This is a genomic window from Gordonia sp. KTR9 (assembly GCF_000143885.2).
Lineage (GTDB): Bacteria > Actinomycetota > Actinomycetes > Mycobacteriales > Mycobacteriaceae > Gordonia.
In genome coordinates, this window is the sequence record NC_018581.1 from 2,493,148 (window position 1) to 2,509,877 (window position 16,730).

Genomic DNA, 16,730 nt, shown 5'->3' on the forward strand with positions numbered 1-16,730 from the left:
ACTCAATACAACTACTCAAAGAACCTCCCCCGGCGCTCCGCGCCCGGGCAGCGTCCCCACGGACGACGAACTACTGAGACGTGGTGAACAGACCTCGGAGCCGATGCCGTGGCCCGGACACGAGACCTTCATCGGCAACCGAGCCCTTCGGGTGGCGGCAGAGGGGAGCGGCCACACCATCGAAGCCGTTGCCCTTGCACTTGAACTCCACGACCGCGACGACGAGACCCGAACTGTCGGCACCCGCAGCAATTGGGGCGCCCGACTCCAGTCGTTCATCTCGGCGCTCGGCAGCGACAGTGGACGGCAGGCGGACATCCAGGATGCGCACACGTTCTACGATCTGGCCGTCGAGCTACTTGCAGCGCGGGCGCTCCCCGACACCTCATCCACCACAACCAACCCGCCCGCCGGCACCACCTACGGTGTCCCCTGGGCTTGCGACGCACACATGCCAATTGCCGCGTCCTGGTGCGATGCTTGCGCCCTAGTGCTGCACCAGCCGTCCGAACATCCGCAGGCGGGCCGCTCAGCCCCGGCAACGGCCGCCATAGGCCCGAGGACGTGCGCCACCGAGGGATGCTCGAACCCTCTGCTCCCGGCATCCATGTCGAGCCTCGACCGCTGCATCAGTTGCGAGGTCGCGAGTCCCGTCGGAAGTGCCCCGTGCTGACCACCTCTCCGATCTGGACCACGTGCCGCTGCGACGGGAGTCACCGCAACATTGCACGTTGGCTCTGCTGTGCGACCGGCGGATTCAAGGTCCAGGGCTCGCCCCTTCTGCGACGTGAGGCCGGCGCGGCGGTCCTCTGCTGGCCCACACGCACAGCCTTCCTGTACCTGACCACCTCAGCTGCCGCCGCGAACTCCCATCGTCCCGGCCGTGACTGCCACGGATGCCTCCTCAGTCACCACGCGGTGACGCTCTCCCCGGAAAGTGAAACCATTGTCCGAGAACCCACCTGACCACTTTGGCCGGCTGCGCGATCGCGTTGTTCAGCTCCACGCCGACATCATTCTTGCCCTCGATGACCTGTCCCGTCTTCAGGCGGAAACCGCCCGACACGTCGGCGCGCTCCAGGCCGTAGTCGACCGTCTCGACAACAGGGTGGCGGCACTAGAGGCCGCACGATGATTGACTACTCCACCCTCGACGCCCACGAGTACATGCCGAACGACAGACGCGGCCCCATCACCTTCCGCGACTACCCGACCGGGATACAGCACCACATGGACTCGCGGTTGCACGCCGATATTGAACACCGCGTTGTTCGCCGCGATGCCACCGACATCGAGGCCGGCATCCTGACCCATCTCGGCTACCTCGACCCCGACCGGCCCCGCCCCGTCGCCCGAATCCGCTGGACGGGCGGCCTTCGACAACTCACGTTCCACGACGCTAAGACCCTCGAACCGATTGGACGCACCCATGACTGACACGACCACGACCTCCACCACAGGTGGCGCCGCATGGGCAGGTGATGCCGGCGAACCGACCCCACCGGCCGACTCCGATGCCGGCCAAAATGCGCGGCAGGCACCGGACCCGACCGACGACCCCGCAACCGATGGCACTGACGACCCGGCTGGTGACGAGCTGGAGGCCCGCAAGTACCGTCGTCGAGCCCAGGCTGCGGAAGGCGAACTCGCGACCGTCACGGCGCGCCTGGAAGCTGCGCAACGATCCCAGGTCGCGGCCTTTGCGGCCGACCTCGCGCAACCGGCAGATGTTCTCGACCCGGCTCTCGGTGGCGTCGACCTCGCGGCGCTCCTGGACGATGACGGCCAGGTGTCCGCCGAACTCGTCGCCGCCGCCGTGGCTGAACAACTCGCTGTTCGCCCAGGTCTCGGAAAGGTGCAGCCGACAGTTCGGGGCACCTACCAGCAGTCCGGCCAGTTCGCGAATCCGCCCAGGCTCACCCCGGCCAAGTCTCCCGGTTGGTCGAAGATGTTGAAGCGGTAGCCCCCTCGAAAGCCCTGGCGCAGAATGTGCAGGTTGGGGAGAATTATCAGTGACGGGTTGAGCGGGACCGCGATTCCTCCCGCTCCCCGTCACAGACCCCCGATCGCCAGCGAGGTTTTCGGCAGGCAGTAGCCGCCGCGATAGTGCAAGGGCGAGAACCACTCTGAAACAACAGGACTCACAATGAGTATGATTCGCAGCGTCAACCCCGGCGCACTCAAGCCCGACGAAGTAGCCGGCTATGTCATCGAACCGGCCCTCAAGGCGTCGGTGTTCGCTCAGGCTGCGACCCAGATGCCCTTCGCCTCCGCCAACCTCCGCATCCCCAAGGTGCAGGACGGATCGGCGGCCTGGACCGCCGAAGGTACCGAGATCGGCGTTTCCGATGCCGTGATTGGTGAGATCGTCGCGCCGGCAAAGGCAATCAAGTCGCTGACCTTCCTCTCGAATGAGCTCGTCGCTGACGGCAACCCCGGCACTCTCGACCTCATCGGCAACGGTGCAGCTCGCGAGATCGCCGCCCAGCTCGACCTCGCCGCGTTCGGAGCAACAACCGAACATGGCCCCGCGGGCATCGAAAGCGTCGTCGGCACCCAGGCACTCGCAGACACCAGCGACCTCGCGAACTTGGACGACATCAAGGCGTTGATCGCCCAGGTGCAAGCGTCCGGCTACAGCCCCGACGTCCTGGTCGCCACGCCGGCCGTGTTCGCCCGGTTGGCGGTCCTCAAGGAGTCTGCCGGTTCAAACCGCGACCTCCTGCAGCCCGACGCGACCGCTGCGAACGGGTACCGGGTCGCTGGCCTGAACATCTTGGTCAGCAAGCACGTCGAAGAGAACCGCATCCACATCTGGGACTCCACCATGGTGATCCTCGGAGTACGACAGGACGCTGAACTGGTCACTTCGACAGACGCGGCCTTCTCCAGCGACCGGACATCTGTCCGCGCCGTCGCCCGCTTCGCGATCGCATTCCCGGCTCCGGAGGCGATCGGATCGCTCACCGTGGCCGCATAGCCTCAGACTTCCCGCGTGCCAGTCACACGCGGAAGCCCCGACCGACGCGTCGGTCGGGGGTCCTCAGGAACAACAGAGCCCGTCGCCTTGCTAGACATGCCGAGGCGCCGGGTTCTGTTGTATAAGAATGTTTTTCACTAAGAACCCCGACACCTACTCCAAGGTGCCGGGGTCTTTCTGTTGCGCAGGTGAGTCAGCAGGCCTCGAGTAGCGTATGTGCGAGCGCGAGTGCCTGTGCCGGCTCCAGGTCGGCAACGATGTCTCCGCCCCGCTCCAGCACGATGAGCGGGCAACCGTCGACCATCTCGGTCGAAACGGTGAGCTGCTGCCCGAGGGCATCGGCTATGACTGGGGCGAGGTCTGTGGTCATCATCGCGGTTGTTCCATCCTGCTACTTCGCCCGATCTGTTGTCGTCGGACGCCGGGAACAGTAGACCACCCAAATACTCAGGTGCGCAACACATTCGAGACATGCAACAAGGACCTGCGTGCCGGCGTCTCAGCAGGCAGCGATGAAGTCGATCCGCCGACCGACGCACGTCTCATAGTCAGCGATAGCCTGCTTCAGCTCGTTGTGCCGGGGCCATAGCCGCTCGAACTCATCCTCGTCGTCGAGAGCCTCGCGCACTTGCCGCTCCAGGTCGCGGACTCGGAGTAGCGCATGGTCGCGGCGCTCGCGGGTGAAGGTGTCGACGTATGCGCGCTCGACACGGTGCCGGCGCTGCTGGGCGCTCTCGCCCACGCGGCCGCGGGTGCGGTCCCACGGGGAGCGTTGCGTCGCCGGAGATGACGGCGTGATTACAAGTAGGACGAGCAGGGATGCGAGACAGATGACGGCGAGCATTGGCGGGAGACCTCCAGAACCATGGTGGGAGTGAGTGGGTGTCGGGTGGCTGACTGTCGCCCGGGGCTCACGCGGCAATAGCCGTGACCGCCACCCGCCGTCCCATGCAGTGCTCGTAGTACCGGACTGCTGACCCGAGGTCGTTGCGGATCTGGATGAACCGCTCGTACGGGTCCTCGTCCTTCTCGGCCTCGTCGTAGCGCGCCGTGAGCCGGGCCAACTCCTCGCGGGCCTCCTTCAGCGACAGCGACGACAACCGGTCCATGTAGCTCAGCTCCGCGGCCTCGCGGCGTGCGGCCAGGCTTTCACCGAGTCGCGGGCGGTGGGTAACGCGGGAGCACCCTGACGAGGGGTGCGGTTCCGGCGACGACGCCGAGACTACAAGGACCAGGATCAGTGCGGCGAACAAGATGACAGCGAACATGGTGGAGACCTCCAGGTAGTGGGGGCGATAGGTGGAAGTGGGTAGGTGGTTGGCGCATCCTCAGGCGGGCGGTCCTCGGCCACCTGACCGATCGCGGTCAGCCACGCCATCGAAACCCACACGGCCACCCGCCCGCGGGCATCGGTCGGCCGGCACTCCTCGCGAGACTCCACCGATCGGTCGGCGTGCAGCCGGCACACCGACCACACGGCGTGGCCGCTGCACGGCCGACCACACGGCCGCGAGTAGGCGGGTGCGGAAGAGCTGGGCGGAGTCCTCGATGACGACCTCGGTCATCGCATCGTCGACGTACGTGGCGAAGTGCTCGGCCTCGGCGCGCTGCCAGAACTCCAGCTCGGTACGCTCGGCAGCACGCTCGGCGCGGACCTCGGCCGCTACCCGGACGAGGATGTCCTTGTACAGAATCCGGGGCTCGACCTCCTCGAAGAACGCGGCCAGCTCGCGGTCGTAACCGATCGCGTACGCCTCGGCGCGGTCGAGCTGGGCATCGCGTTCGGCATAGAAGCTCGCCTTCACCCTCTCGACGAATGCTGTTGCCACGTCAGCGAACCAACCGTGCGACAAGCGCCTCGACCGCTCCAAGGTGATCTGAGACCAGTTCCGGCGCGTAGTCGATGGCATCCTCCAGCTCCCATATGGCACCGACCAACTCGGCGCGCACTGTGGCATCGATGAGGGTCTCGGCCAAGTCGTGGAGCTGGCCGAGGTAGGCGTCGCAGTTCGGGACGTGGGCGCCGATGCCACGGCAGCAGGTGCGGGTGGCCGAGTCGACCGGGTGGTGGGCAGCAAAGGACATGACGCCTCCAGGCGAAGGTGGTGGGAAGGGTTGGCGAGAACCGCCGACCTCCACACCGTACGCACGAAAACTCGTGGCGCGCAACTACTTCCGCAGGTCAACCGGGGGAGGGAGCCCCCTGCCCCGGTCGTGCTACCCGGCACGCAGCACTCTGGTGACGGCCTCGCGCCGAGGTTTTCAGGTGCTGTTAGACAAGAAACCTGAGACTCCCGCGATACGCCGTTAATACTCAGTCCATGGCAAACATGACCAGCTGGCAGATCTTCGGTGCGGTGATTCAGATACTCGGGTCGATCGCGACTCTCGTCGGCCTGGGTCTCGTCGTGCGTGACGTGCGGGAGGTCATCGCGAAGTACTTCGGCCTCCCGAGGAAGCGCGACGCGAACGTGGCACTGGATGCATCAGCGACCGCAACGTTCGAGAGTCACGCGGGTGTCGTAGTGCAGTTCAGGCTCCGAGGCGCCGTCGAAGACAAGCTCGACCAGATCGAGGAAGCGGTTCGCGACTTGCGAAACGGCATGGCGGAAGCAGACGGCCAACGTTGGCGACTGTCATTGCGCGACGCCGAACTCGGACGCCAGATTAGCGAAGCGGAGGCGCGGGCAAGGAGTTACACCGATGACGAGTTGAGGCGACGTAGTGAAGAAGCCAGGACGGTCGGCGCACGCGATGTGACGATCGCCCTGCTGGGCATCGTCGCGACCATCATCGGTCAGATAGTTGCGCTGTGGCCGTTCTGGTGAAGTCTGCTACTGGAGGCGTCGGTTAAGCTCGGCCGACCACTCGGCGGTCTGAATGGCGGCCTCCAGCACCCGCTCTTGGTGCTCGGTGTCGTTGGCTCGGTTCTCGTTCTGGTCGGACATGGGGTCGATGCTACGTCGACCGCGGTAGGGCTGTCGCAGGAGTTTCGTGCACAGCCAACGGGCACCCACGGGTGGCAGGAGCTCAACCCCATCCCGGACGTCCCACGAACCTTGCCTACCTATCGCGTCAGGCCACGACCGATTGCCACCTGACCCGAAGGCAAGGCGGTAACCATGTGGCACCGGCTCTCGATTCGCGAAGTCGCGAGGGGTGGCGCACGTCCCCGGCGTACGACTGGGCTACGGGGAGCAGGCTGGTTAAGGTCGGGCTCTGCGATGACGACCAAGTACCCCGGTGCCGAGTCGAACGGCACTACACCGACGGGGCAGATCGTCAGATCAGGGCGCGACGTCCAAGAAGGAGTCGAGCGGCATCGCGAGATGGTGAGATACGCCGGCGATGAGGGCCGCGGATGGTGGGGTACTGCCGGCAAGCTGGGAACGCACCTCGTCGACGTCGAGTTCGATCAGCTCCGCCAGGTCCCGGGCCATGTCGACATCCCGGTCACGCATGGCCGAGCGGACGGCATCAACTCGAAGATGAAGGGCGCTCATCCGGCGTACCAGCCCATGCGCGAAGCAGGCGTGGAACACGCCGAGGGGGAGTAGGTATAGCGCGAGCGCAGTAGCGCACACCGATAGAATCAATCGCATGGTCACGAGCGGGTCCTGTCCGTTCTGTCCAAGGCCCTGGCTCGGTGTTGGTAGCACCGACCGGGGCCGTTCTGGTTGGAACGGAAGACCACAGTTCACGCTGAGTTCACAAAACAGAAAAGCCCCGGCGTAAACCGGGGCTGACCTGCACTAACTATGGTGCGCGATACAAGGATTGAACTTGTGACCTCTTCCGTGTCAGGGAAGCGCTCTCCCACTGAGCTAATCGCGCGGGTATGGAATTGTGCAGCGTTGGAGGTGGCGACGGGAATCGAACCCGTGTACACGGCTTTGCAGGCCGTTGCCTCACCACTCGGCCACACCACCAGATGCGAGTCGACTCGCGCCGAGCGGATGACGGGATTCGAACCCGCGACCCTCACCTTGGCAAGGTGATGCGCTACCAGCTGCGCTACATCCGCATGCCCACGAGCGATCTTGTGGATCTTGCTGCTCGCGGTGCGAAGAGAAACTTACGCGATGGTTTCCGAACTATCCAAATCGCCTGGTCAGAGGCGCGGGCGAGAGCGAATCCGCAGCGTGTGATTCACCCGCGGGTGCAGATCGCCATGCAGTGACATGGCCCACCGCTGGAATTTGGGACTTCTGCGCAACCCGTGTAATCTTCTGGCTCGTGCACAGGCGCCCCTGGCACTGACAAGAGGCGCCCGACACGGTCCCGTGGCTCAGTGGAAGAGCGTCCCGTTCACACCGGGAAGGTCGCTGGTTCGATCCCAGCCGGGACCACCGAACGACAAGAGCCTCGCCGAATTCCCGGTGAGGCTCTTGTCGTTGGGGGCGCTTCCGCGGTTCGGCACCTACGGTCAGGACGACTCCGGACGACTTTCCGCTATCTCCGGTGTGGACGAGTGCTGCCGGAGATACCGGATCACGTCGTCGTCGATGGGGCCCCGCGCCGAACCGGTCGTGTCGCCGTGAACCTCGGCGTGCAGCCGCTCCATCCGCTGATCCAGTTCGTTCGCCGTGCGGGCCGCCGAGGCGAGCTCCGCCGACAGATGGTCCGGGACACGGCCGTCGTACTTGTAGAAGATCTTGTGCTCCAGCGTGGCCCAGAAGTCCATCGCCACAGTCCGGATCTGGAGTTCGACCACGACCTCGACGGGTCCGGTGGACAGGAACACCGGGATCGCGACGATCGCGTGCAAACTCTTGTAGCCGTTTGGTTTGGGCGCCGCGATGTAGTCCTTGATCTCGATGACCCGGATGTCGTCGTGTGAGGTCAGGGTCTCCAGGATTCGGTAGGTGTCCGCGATGAAGCTGCACGTGACGCGGATGCCGGCGATGTCGGTCAGTTGTGCGCGGATCGAGGGCAGGTCAGGAGAGATGCCCTTGCGCATGGCCTTGCGGAGGATGCTCTCGGGTGTCTTGACCCGCGAGGTCACGTGCTCGATGGGGTTGTAGTGGTGCAGGTGGAGGAACTCCGTACGCAGGATGGTCACCTTGGTCAGGATCTCGTCGACCGCGAACTGGTACTCCATCTGAAACCGGGTCAGGTCGTCCCGCATGTGGGCCAGATGGTCGAGGATCTCCCGGTCGATCGGACTGTCGCTGGATACTGTCATCGCTCCTCCGCGGGTACACGTACCGGTGGACACACAATCGACCACCGACCACCGACCATAGAAGCCCGGACCGTTCCATGGGCGCCGCGACCGGTCGAGCGCAATGGCGGACGGCATCCACGCTGCAGTGCGGCGTTCGATTGATCGGATGAACAAAGCCATCGACCTCAAGTTTCGGCACCGCGGATGGATACGATGCGGCGGCAGTTGTAGCGATCGGTGGCTCACGGCTGCAGGCGGACGCTTGGAGACAGACATGACCACACGCTGGCTGGCTTGCTGGAGTCGCCGCGCTCACATCGGCTGTCGTTGTCGCGTTCGGTGCCGGTGATGCCTCGGCATCGCGCGGCGACTATCTCGCCATTCTGCAGTCGCAGGGGATCTACACAACAATCCCCGGAGCGGCGTCGTGCTTCGACTATCCCGGCGACGGCGCCGGCGGTTGTAGCCGACGTTTCACCACGGCTGACGACGCGCTTCATACCGGCTACTGGGTGTGCGGTCAGTTGGACACCGGCCGTTCGTCATCGTCCATCGCCCACGCGCTGTACGCGGCGGATGGACTGTTTCTCAGCAAGGAGAACTCCGCCATGGTCGTCACCGCCGCGCAGACAGAACTCTGCCGATGAAACGACTCATCACCGGAATGCTGGCCACGATGGCACTGGGTGCGGGGCTGCTCGTCGGTACCGGGCAATCGTCCGCCATCACTGTCGCCGAGCAGGCTTTCGTCAACAAGGCGCGAACCCTACCCACTGCAGCGTGGCCGAACAGTCGCTACACCACTGACGCGGAAATGGTTGTAGGCGGCTACCGGGCCTGTGGCGTCATGGACCGACATGCGGACACTCAGATTGCCGAGCGGGTCTTCTACAACCCTGACGGCAGCTACCAGCCCGCTTACGAACAGCGACTGTTCTTGCTCTACGCGACCCAGGACCTCTGTCCTCGCCACGCATATCGCTACGAGAATTTCTGAGGAGATCACTGATGGCCAGAAAGTCCGTCGCCGGAATAGTCATGGCAGCAGCGGTCATCGGCGCTGTGGCCGGCGTCGGCGGGGCGTCGGCGGCGCCGTCTTCGGTTCAGCGCGAAGGCGGACCCTGCTATCAGCACGAGTACGGCATGGACTCCGCCGACGGCACGCTGTACTGCTCCGCCGAAGTAGCTGGTTGGCGCAGCTACGCCGTAACCCGTGCGCCCAAGGTCCGTATCGGCACCCCCTGCCCGAAACTCGGTGCTCGCGCGATGGTGTATCAAACCGACGGCACCGCCACGTGCCGGCAGTCGAACAGCGCCGGTTTGCGGTGGCAGTGGTAGTTGCCGCACCGGTGTTCCGTGGGTGCGGCGCGGCGATCGGTCGAGCTCAATAAGGACTGCAGCCCTGCACGAACACGGGCCGGTAAGGCCGCCCCGCCACCGTGTCGATGTCGTGAAGAAGTCGTCCCAACACGACGACCGCATCGTCGGCGGCGCGTTGCTGCGGTGCGGCGAGGAGCGCGTGGCCGTACTGCATCGTGTCCGTGGCGACGATCCGTACCCGCCACCCCGAGGCGTCGAGGGGCGGTGACTGGACGTCGCTCAGTACACGGCATGCGGACCGCTGCGCGAGCTTCTCACCGTCGCTCCCCGACGACAGACGGACGAGTGCCTCGGCGGCGCGGCGCTGCTCGGGCCTGAGGGCGGCGTCGTCGGGGAGCGGCCAGAGGTCGATCCGCGGGCGCACGACGTCGGACGGGGTCTCGACCGCGATGCGAATCGGTCTAGCCGGACCGTCGACGGGGCTCGACGAGGTGGCGCGCGTCATCGCGGCCCGCTCGATGCCGTTGTCTGTGCAGGCCACGGCCAGTGTCAGAGTCGCCGCAGCGAGTGCCGGCCCGAGTGTCCAGGGCGCTTTCGGTGGCATGGTGTCGTCCCCAAGGTGATCTCGTCACCCACCGGGATCAACGGTAGCCCGCCCCGAACCGTCGGAACCCGACTGTCTGCCGAACAACCGACCGCTTCCCGCGGCGTTTCGCGTGAGCCATGTCACAATTCGGGCGTACTCTCGCCGCGTGGCCGCGAGGACTGCCGTCGAACTGCCGGAGTCGTCACGCCCTGCGCCCGCATCGGTGTCGACGGCGGCGATCGTCGTCGCGGCCGTCATCGCGATCACGGTGATCGCCTGGCACATCGCGGCATTCCCCATCACCAACCCGTTCTACGGACTGTTCGAGAACGCCACGGACGTCCGCGTCTACCGGGCGGGCGCCGCCACCGTGCTCGACGCCGCACCGCTGTACGACGCCCCTGTCCTGTGGCGTCTGCACTTCACCTACCCGCCGTTCGCCGGACTGGTCTTCGTCCCGCTGGCTCTGCTCACCGAGACCATGGCCGGAATAGTCTGGTGGGCAATCGGTTTCGCCGCGCTCGCGGGCGTCGTCGCGATGAGTCTCCGGAGCCTGAACTACCGACTCGATGCGCGTCTCGGCGTGTTCGCCGTGCTGGTCGCGATCGGGTCGACCGCCCTCGAGCCGATCCGCACGACCATCTGGCTCGGCCAGGTCAACCTTCTGGTGATGGCGTTGATCCTGACCGACCTGGTGTTTCTCGGGAGGTGCTCACAGTGGCGCGGGGTGGCCATCGGAGTCGCCGCCGGACTCAAACTGACGCCGCTGTTCGCCGTCGTCTACCTGCTGGTGACCCGGCAATGGCGTGCGGCCGGCACCGCGGTGGCGACCTTCGCGGCGACCGTGGCGATCGGATTCCTGATCGTTCCGGCCGACTCGTGGGCCTACTGGACCCGTCACCTCGCCGACACGGACCGCATCGGCCGGGCGGATTCACCCGCCAACCAGTCGGTGCGCGGATTCGCGTCCCAGTTGCTGGCCCACTTCGACATCGGACGGTTTGCCGAGCGCGCGCCCGGCGGGCCCGTCTTCGTGGCGCCGACGTGGCTGTGGCTGCCGCTCGCGCTGATCGTCGCCGGTCTGGGGTTGCTCGCCGCGGTCCTCGCTCATCGCGAGTCACGCGACCTTCTCGCGGCGACGATCGTCGGGATGACGATGTGTGCGGTCTCGCCTTTCGCGTGGGGGCACCACTGGGTCTGGTGCGTGCCCCTGTTCATCGTCGCGCTCGACCTGGCCATGAGGCGGGGGAGGACGACGGGCGCGTGGTGGTACTGGCTTGCTCCGATGGGCGTGGTCGCCCTGACGTTCACCTGGTGGCGGCACTGGTGGGACAGCGGGCCCTACCTGACGTCGGATCACGCGATCGCCCTGGGGCTGTTCATGATGCCGCGCGACCCGAACGGCTCCATCGTCGACGACGTGCTCGTCGTGCTGTACTCCGGGTGCTATCCGCTTCTGCTCGCGGTCACGGTGTCCGCGACGCTGATCGACGCCGCGCTCACGTGGCGTCGCCGTCGAACGCCGAGCCTGCCGGCGCCGGAGGACGCCGCTGTCATCGCGTAGCCTGGACGTCACTTTCCGGGCCGAACGAACAGGGTGGGAGACGATGCCGACACCGGGGGCGAGCGAGTCCGGAGTGAACGAGACCTCCACACCGGACCCGGCGCGCAGCGAATCGTCGAATCCTGCTGCCGGGCGCGCCGAGGTCGACCGCGGATCCCGCCGGCACCGCCTGCGAATCCTCGCACGCCACCGTCGGTTCGTGGTGCGCAGCAACCCTCGCTGGCACGGCATCTACCGCATCGCGGTCGGGACCATCGGCACGATCGTCCTGCTCTGCGGCATCCTCGCGATCCCGTACCCGGGCCCCGGATGGCTCATCGTGTTCCTCGGGCTGGGAATCCTGTCGTCCGAGTTCGAGTGGGCGCACCGGCTGCTGAAGTTCGCGCGGGCCAAGTACGACGCCTGGATGGAATGGATCGGCCGCCAGCACTGGTCGGTGCAGGCCATCTTCTGGCTCGGCACCTGCGCGATCGTGATCGCGACCCTGTGGTTGCTCGGAGCCCTGCACACCGTCGCCGGCTGGGTGGGCCTGGACTACAGCTGGCTGGCGAGTCCCGTCTTCGGCTGATCGCGAGGGCCACAAGGTAGGGGTGCACTCCACGACGACGCGGCGCGGATACCATCAGAGTCGCAAACGTCCCGACCCGGACGCGTCTTCGCGTGTCCGCCCCGACCCTAGGAGCGCCCCCGTGCCCGACGACGTCCAGGTGACCAGCCCCGCCACGATCCGTGTGCCGGCTGGGACGACCGCGGGCACCGCACTGCGCGAGGCCGAGTTCCCCAACAAGGGGCCGGAGGCCATCGTCGTCGTCCGTGACGCGGACGGCGATCTACGCGACCTGTCGTGGGCACCCGACGCCGACACCGACGTCGAACCGGTTGCCGCGAACACCGAGGCCGGCCGCAGCGTGATCCGGCATTCGTCCGCACACGTTCTCGCACAGGCGGTCCAGGAGCTCTTCCCAGAGGCCAAGCTCGGCATCGGTCCGCCGATCAAGGACGGCTTCTACTACGACTTCGACGTCGCCGAACCCTTCACACCCGAGGACATCGCCGCCCTCGAGAAGAAGATGAAGCAGATCATCAAGTCGGGTCAGCGATTCTCGCGGCGGGTGTACGCGTCGAAGGACGAGGCCCGTGCCGAGCTGGCCGGTGAGCCGTTCAAACTCGAGCTCATCGACGACAAGGGCGCCGCCGACGACGCCGAGGTCATGGAGGTCGGCGGTGGCGAACTGTCGGTCTATGACAACCTCAATCCTCGTACCGGCGAACGCATCTGGTGCGATCTGTGCCGCGGGCCGCACGTCCCGACCACCAAGTACATCGCGGCCTTCAAGCTGACCCGCAGCTCGGCGGCCTACTGGCGCGGTGACCAGGACAACGCCGACCTCCAGCGCATCTACGGCACCGCGTGGGAGTCCGTCGAAGCCCAGGACGCCTATCTCGAACTGCTCGCCGAGGCGGAGAAGCGCGACCACCGCAAGTTGGGCGCCGAACTCGACCTGTTCAGCTTCCCCGACGAACTCGGGTCCGGCCTGCCGGTGTTCCACCCCAAGGGCGGCATCATCCGCAAGGAGCTCGAGGACTATTCGCGTGCCCGCCATGTCGCGGCCGGATACGACTTCGTCAACACGCCGCACATCACCAAGTCGCACCTCTACGAGGTGTCCGGACACCTCGATTGGTACCGCGACGGCATGTTCCCGCCCATGCACGTCGACGCCGAGTACGACGAGGACGGGGCGGTTCGCAAACCCGGGCAGGACTATTACCTCAAGCCGATGAACTGCCCGATGCACAACCTGATCTTCCGTGGTCGGGGCCGTTCATATCGCGAACTGCCGCTGCGGATGTTCGAGTTCGGCGCGGTGTACCGGTACGAGAAGTCCGGTGTCATCCACGGTCTGACACGCGTGCGCGGCATGACCCAGGACGACGCGCACATCTACTGCACGCGCGAGCAGATGCGCGACGAGCTGACCTCGACGCTGCAGTTCGTTCTCGACCTGCTCAAGGACTACGGCCTCGACGACTTCTATCTCGAGCTCTCCACCAAGGACCCGAAGAAGTTCGTCGGGTCCGACGAGGCGTGGGAGGAGGCGACGGCGACCCTCGCCGAAGTCGCGCAGGCGTCCGGGCTCGATCTCGTCCCCGACCCCGGCGGCGCGGCCTTCTACGGCCCGAAGATCTCGGTGCAGGCGCGCGACGCACTCGGCCGTACCTGGCAGATGTCGACCATCCAGCTCGACTTCAACCTGCCCGAGCGCTTCGAACTCGAGTACACCGCCTCCGACGGAGCCAAGCACCGCCCAGTGATGATCCACCGCGCGTTGTTCGGTTCCATCGAACGCTTCTTCGGTGTCCTGACCGAGCACTACGCCGGTGCATTCCCGGCCTGGTTGTCGCCGGTCCAGGTCGTGGGCATCCCGGTCGCCGAGACGTTCGCCGGGCACCTGCAGGGGGTCGTCGATTCGCTGGCGTCCGCCGGAATCCGTGCCGAGGTCGACAACTCCGACGACCGGATGCAGAAGAAGATCCGCAACCACACCACCGGCAAGGTGCCGTTCATGCTGCTGGCAGGCGAACGCGACGTCGAGGCCGGCGCGGTGAGCTTCCGCTTCCGCGACGGCACCCAGGTCAACGGTGTGCCGGTCGCCGACGCGGTGTCCGTGCTCGTCGAGTGGGTTCGGAGCAGGCGCAACGAGTCGCCCACCAAGGAGCTGATCGAGACCGCCCTGGGCGACGTGGAGACGGTCGTGGTGGCGGGGGCACTCGATGAGTGACGCCGCGTTCGGGGACGCGCCCGGCGAGATCCGGGACGAGGGTGTCGGCGTCGGCGATCGCCTGCAGCGGTTGTGGAGTCCGCACCGGATGACCTACATCGCCGACCCGCAGCCGGCGGAGAAGACCGGGCACCCGTTCCTCGACATCCCGACCATGTCGGACGAGGACGGCCTCATCGTGGCGCGCGGCGAGGCCGTCTACGCGGTGCTGAACCTGTACCCGTACAACCCGGGGCACACCATGGTGGTGCCGTACCGGCAGGTCGCCGACCTCGAGGACCTGACCGCCACCGAATCGGCCGAGCTGATGTCGTTCACCCAGCGGATGATCCGGACCATCAAGTCGGTGTCGAACCCGAACGCCTTCAACGTCGGTCTGAACCTCGGCTACGCGGCGGGTGGCTCGCTGTCCGAGCACCTCCACCAGCACATCGTGCCGCGGTGGATGGGTGACGCGAATTTCATCACGATCGTGGGCGAGACGAAGGTCATGCCGCAGTTGCTCCGGGACACCCGCGGACTGCTGGCCGACGCGTGGCAACGTCTGGGTGACTGACGTACGCGGCGTGATCGGGTGAGGCGATGTCAGACGATGGATGACCGGGAAGCGTCGGGGTGCGACGCACGGCGAGATGGGGGAGGAACTCCGCGATGCTGAGCATTCTGGGTCGGGCGTCGGTCTCGAAGGTGACCCTCCCGATGGGTCGGGCGCTCCTGCGGACCGGACTCACGCCGGACTCGGTGACGGTGATCGGCACGCTCGCCGGCGTCGCGGCCGCGCTCACGCTGTTCCCGATGGGCCATCTGTTCGTGGGCACGCTGGTCATCTGGCTGTTCGTGATGTTCGACATGCTCGACGGGGCGATGGCGCGTGCCCGGGGTGGAGGTACGCGATTCGGCGCGGTGCTGGACGCGACCTGTGACCGCGTCGCCGACGGTGCCATCTTCGCGGGGCTGGCGTGGTGGTGCGCGGTCACCGAACCCCATCACCTGCTGCTCGTCGCGACCCTGATCTGTCTGGTGACCTCGCAGGTCATCTCCTACGCCAAGGCCCGCGCGGAGGCCAGTGGCCTCTACGGCGACGGCGGTCTCATCGAACGGCCCGACCGGCTGATCATCGTGCTCGTCGGCACCGGGCTCACCGGTCTCGGGTTGTGGTGGGCCGTACATGTCGCGATGTGGTTTCTCGCGATCGCCAGCGTGATCACCGTCGGCCAGCGCATGTGGTCGATCGCCCAGTCGCCGGGTGCGCGCGACCTCATCCCGATCACCCCGAAACCCGGGGACACCGCCGAGACCGGTACCGACCTCGGGGACTCCGACCCGCCGGCCGGCTCGGGCGGACAGAACCCACCTGCGGGACAACGATGACCGATTTCGGCGCGCTGGCGGCCGACCTCGGGTACCGGGCGGGCTGGGCCGCGGTCCGATGGGCACCAGAGCGGGCGGCGCGGGCTGTCTTCGACCGTGCCGGAGCCTATGCGGGACGCCGTCGCGGCGGTCCGGATCAGTTGCGGCGCAATCTCGCCCGTGTCCTCGGCGTCGAACCCGCGCAGGTTCCCGACGACCTCGTCGCCGACGCGATGCGCTCGTACGCGCGCTACTGGTGCGAGGCTTTCCGGCTGCCGGCACAGGATCGCGCGACCGTCACATCGACCGTCACGCTCCCCGCGCCGGACCGGGCTCGGCTCGATGCTGCCGTGGCCCGCGGCAAGGGTGTGGTCCTGGCCCTGCCGCACACGGGCAACTGGGACATGGCCGGTGTGTGGCTGGTCCACCACTACGGCAGGTTCGCGACCGTCGCCGAACGACTCAAGCCGGAGTCGCTGTTCGACCAGTTCGTCGCCTACCGGGAGTCGCTCGGCTTCGAGATCTTCCCGTTGAGCGGTGGCGAGCAGCCTCCCTTCGGACGCCTGGCCGATCGGCTGCGCGCCGGCGGCATCGTGTGCCTGCTCGGCGAGCGTGACATCGCCCGGCACGGGGTGCCGGTCACCTTCTTCGGCGGGCGAACCAGGATGCCTGCGGGGTCGGCGCGGCTGGCGATCGAGACCGGCGCAGCGCTGCTGCCGGCCCATCACTGGTTCGAGGAGGCGCCCTACTCCCGGATGAGCTGCGGCGAGCCGATCGACACCTCCGGCGGCATCGAGTCCGCCACGCAGGCGCTCGCCGACGCCTTCGCGGTCAACATCGCCGCACACCCCACGGACTGGCACATGCTGCAGCCGCTCTGGGAAGCGGACTGGACCGACCGGCAGCGCGGCCGTGTGGAGCAGGACGGACCGCCACCGTGATCGGCGGGGACGATCGGGATTCGGGAACGACGACCAGGG

Annotated in this window: 22 protein-coding genes and 4 tRNA genes; 15 read left to right on the plus strand and 11 right to left on the minus strand. The window is 66.6% G+C overall.

Features of this window, described 5'->3' with window-relative positions; all coding sequences use genetic code 11:
- Positions 1-70: 70 nt before the first annotated feature.
- Complete coding sequence (locus KTR9_RS27300; protein ID WP_148281185.1) at positions 71-331, minus strand: hypothetical protein; 261 nt, start codon at positions 329-331, stop codon at positions 71-73.
- An 800-nt stretch (positions 332-1,131) separates the two neighbouring features.
- Here KTR9_RS27300 and KTR9_RS12125 point away from each other — a divergent pair.
- From KTR9_RS12125 to KTR9_RS12135, 3 genes are all read left to right on the plus strand, one after another.
- Complete coding sequence (locus tag KTR9_RS12125; protein WP_044506557.1) at positions 1,132-1,437, plus strand: hypothetical protein; 306 nt, start codon at positions 1,132-1,134, stop codon at positions 1,435-1,437.
- Positions 1,430-1,963, plus strand: coding sequence for a hypothetical protein (locus KTR9_RS26530; RefSeq protein ID WP_049942590.1), 534 nt, complete (start codon positions 1,430-1,432; stop codon positions 1,961-1,963). Before KTR9_RS12125 ends, KTR9_RS26530 begins: the two co-directional genes overlap by 8 nt.
- A gap of 183 nt (positions 1,964-2,146) precedes the next feature.
- On the plus strand, positions 2,147-2,980 hold the full coding sequence (locus KTR9_RS12135) for a phage major capsid protein (RefSeq protein WP_014926598.1): 834 nt from the start codon (positions 2,147-2,149) through the stop codon (positions 2,978-2,980).
- 193 nt (positions 2,981-3,173) lie between these two features.
- On the opposite strand, the gene KTR9_RS12140 is transcribed toward KTR9_RS12135, so the two are convergent.
- The 5 genes from KTR9_RS12140 to KTR9_RS12160 form a co-directional block, all read right to left on the minus strand.
- Positions 3,174-3,353: a hypothetical protein gene (locus KTR9_RS12140; RefSeq protein ID WP_044506559.1), complete on the minus strand. Its 180-nt coding sequence runs from the start codon at positions 3,351-3,353 to the stop codon at positions 3,174-3,176.
- Positions 3,354-3,479: 126 nt separating this feature from the next.
- The gene (locus KTR9_RS12145) at positions 3,480-3,824 is read right to left on the minus strand and encodes a hypothetical protein (RefSeq protein WP_044506562.1); all 345 of its coding nucleotides are present in this window, start codon (positions 3,822-3,824) and stop codon (positions 3,480-3,482) included.
- Positions 3,825-3,891: 67 nt separating this feature from the next.
- Positions 3,892-4,248: a hypothetical protein gene (locus KTR9_RS12150; protein WP_044506564.1), complete on the minus strand. Its 357-nt coding sequence runs from the start codon at positions 4,246-4,248 to the stop codon at positions 3,892-3,894.
- 60 nt (positions 4,249-4,308) lie between these two features.
- On the minus strand, positions 4,309-4,809 hold the full coding sequence (locus KTR9_RS12155) for a hypothetical protein (RefSeq protein ID WP_044506567.1): 501 nt from the start codon (positions 4,807-4,809) through the stop codon (positions 4,309-4,311).
- Between the two features lies 1 nt (position 4,810).
- A complete protein-coding gene (locus KTR9_RS12160; protein ID WP_044506569.1) occupies positions 4,811-5,065 on the minus strand; it encodes a hypothetical protein in 255 nt (84 codons plus the stop codon).
- A gap of 236 nt (positions 5,066-5,301) precedes the next feature.
- On the opposite strand from KTR9_RS12160, the gene KTR9_RS12165 reads away from it, so the two are divergent.
- Positions 5,302-5,808, plus strand: a complete 507-nt coding sequence (locus KTR9_RS12165) for a hypothetical protein (RefSeq protein ID WP_014926599.1) — start codon at positions 5,302-5,304, stop codon at positions 5,806-5,808.
- Between the two features lie 396 nt (positions 5,809-6,204).
- Positions 6,205-6,537, plus strand: a complete 333-nt coding sequence (locus KTR9_RS12170; RefSeq protein ID WP_044506573.1) for a hypothetical protein — start codon at positions 6,205-6,207, stop codon at positions 6,535-6,537.
- Positions 6,538-6,739: 202 nt separating this feature from the next.
- Here KTR9_RS12170 and KTR9_RS12175 read toward each other — a convergent pair.
- The 3 genes from KTR9_RS12175 to KTR9_RS12185 all read right to left on the minus strand — a co-directional run bounded on the left by KTR9_RS12175 (position 6,740) and on the right by KTR9_RS12185 (position 7,004).
- Positions 6,740-6,814 (minus strand) — tRNA-Val (locus KTR9_RS12175).
- A gap of 21 nt (positions 6,815-6,835) precedes the next feature.
- Positions 6,836-6,909: transfer RNA gene (locus tag KTR9_RS12180), tRNA-Cys, on the minus strand.
- A gap of 22 nt (positions 6,910-6,931) precedes the next feature.
- Positions 6,932-7,004 (minus strand) — tRNA-Gly (locus KTR9_RS12185).
- A 253-nt stretch (positions 7,005-7,257) separates the two neighbouring features.
- Here KTR9_RS12185 and KTR9_RS12190 point away from each other — a divergent pair.
- Positions 7,258-7,329, plus strand: a tRNA-Val gene (locus KTR9_RS12190).
- A gap of 77 nt (positions 7,330-7,406) precedes the next feature.
- Here KTR9_RS12190 and KTR9_RS12195 read toward each other — a convergent pair.
- Positions 7,407-8,165 carry a GTP pyrophosphokinase gene (locus KTR9_RS12195; protein ID WP_014926600.1) on the minus strand — a complete coding sequence of 253 codons (759 nt, stop codon included), beginning with the start codon at positions 8,163-8,165 and terminating at the stop codon, positions 7,407-7,409.
- A gap of 392 nt (positions 8,166-8,557) precedes the next feature.
- Between KTR9_RS12195 and KTR9_RS28270 the strand changes: the two genes are divergently transcribed.
- The 3 genes from KTR9_RS28270 to KTR9_RS12205 are packed head-to-tail and all read left to right on the plus strand — an operon-like array spanning position 8,558 to position 9,485.
- Positions 8,558-8,794: a DUF732 domain-containing protein gene (locus KTR9_RS28270; protein ID WP_443134922.1), complete on the plus strand. Its 237-nt coding sequence runs from the start codon at positions 8,558-8,560 to the stop codon at positions 8,792-8,794.
- Positions 8,791-9,144 carry a hypothetical protein gene (locus KTR9_RS12200; protein ID WP_148281186.1) on the plus strand — a complete coding sequence of 118 codons (354 nt, stop codon included), beginning with the start codon at positions 8,791-8,793 and terminating at the stop codon, positions 9,142-9,144. The genes KTR9_RS28270 and KTR9_RS12200 overlap by 4 nt, the downstream gene beginning before the upstream one ends.
- A gap of 11 nt (positions 9,145-9,155) precedes the next feature.
- Entirely contained in the window at positions 9,156-9,485 is a 330-nt protein-coding gene (locus KTR9_RS12205) for a hypothetical protein (RefSeq protein ID WP_014926601.1), read from the plus strand.
- A 46-nt stretch (positions 9,486-9,531) separates the two neighbouring features.
- On the opposite strand, the gene KTR9_RS12210 is transcribed toward KTR9_RS12205, so the two are convergent.
- Complete coding sequence (locus tag KTR9_RS12210; RefSeq protein WP_014926602.1) at positions 9,532-10,071, minus strand: hypothetical protein; 540 nt, start codon at positions 10,069-10,071, stop codon at positions 9,532-9,534.
- Between the two features lie 148 nt (positions 10,072-10,219).
- On the opposite strand from KTR9_RS12210, the gene KTR9_RS12215 reads away from it, so the two are divergent.
- The 6 genes from KTR9_RS12215 to KTR9_RS12240 all read left to right on the plus strand — a co-directional run bounded on the left by KTR9_RS12215 (position 10,220) and on the right by KTR9_RS12240 (position 16,691).
- A complete protein-coding gene (locus tag KTR9_RS12215) occupies positions 10,220-11,617 on the plus strand; it encodes a glycosyltransferase 87 family protein (RefSeq protein WP_083888964.1) in 1,398 nt (465 codons plus the stop codon).
- Between the two features lie 43 nt (positions 11,618-11,660).
- Positions 11,661-12,185 carry a TIGR02611 family protein gene (locus tag KTR9_RS12220; protein WP_014926604.1) on the plus strand — a complete coding sequence of 175 codons (525 nt, stop codon included), beginning with the start codon at positions 11,661-11,663 and terminating at the stop codon, positions 12,183-12,185.
- A gap of 121 nt (positions 12,186-12,306) precedes the next feature.
- Complete coding sequence (thrS, locus tag KTR9_RS12225) at positions 12,307-14,400, plus strand: threonine--tRNA ligase (protein WP_014926605.1); 2,094 nt, start codon at positions 12,307-12,309, stop codon at positions 14,398-14,400.
- Complete coding sequence (locus KTR9_RS12230; protein WP_004018806.1) at positions 14,393-14,956, plus strand: HIT family protein; 564 nt, start codon at positions 14,393-14,395, stop codon at positions 14,954-14,956. Before thrS ends, KTR9_RS12230 begins: the two co-directional genes overlap by 8 nt.
- A gap of 95 nt (positions 14,957-15,051) precedes the next feature.
- Positions 15,052-15,771 carry a phosphatidylinositol phosphate synthase gene (gene pgsA, locus KTR9_RS12235; RefSeq protein WP_044506577.1) on the plus strand — a complete coding sequence of 240 codons (720 nt, stop codon included), beginning with the start codon at positions 15,052-15,054 and terminating at the stop codon, positions 15,769-15,771.
- Positions 15,768-16,691 carry a phosphatidylinositol mannoside acyltransferase gene (locus KTR9_RS12240; protein ID WP_014926607.1) on the plus strand — a complete coding sequence of 308 codons (924 nt, stop codon included), beginning with the start codon at positions 15,768-15,770 and terminating at the stop codon, positions 16,689-16,691. Before pgsA ends, KTR9_RS12240 begins: the two co-directional genes overlap by 4 nt.
- Positions 16,692-16,730 lie beyond the last annotated feature (39 nt).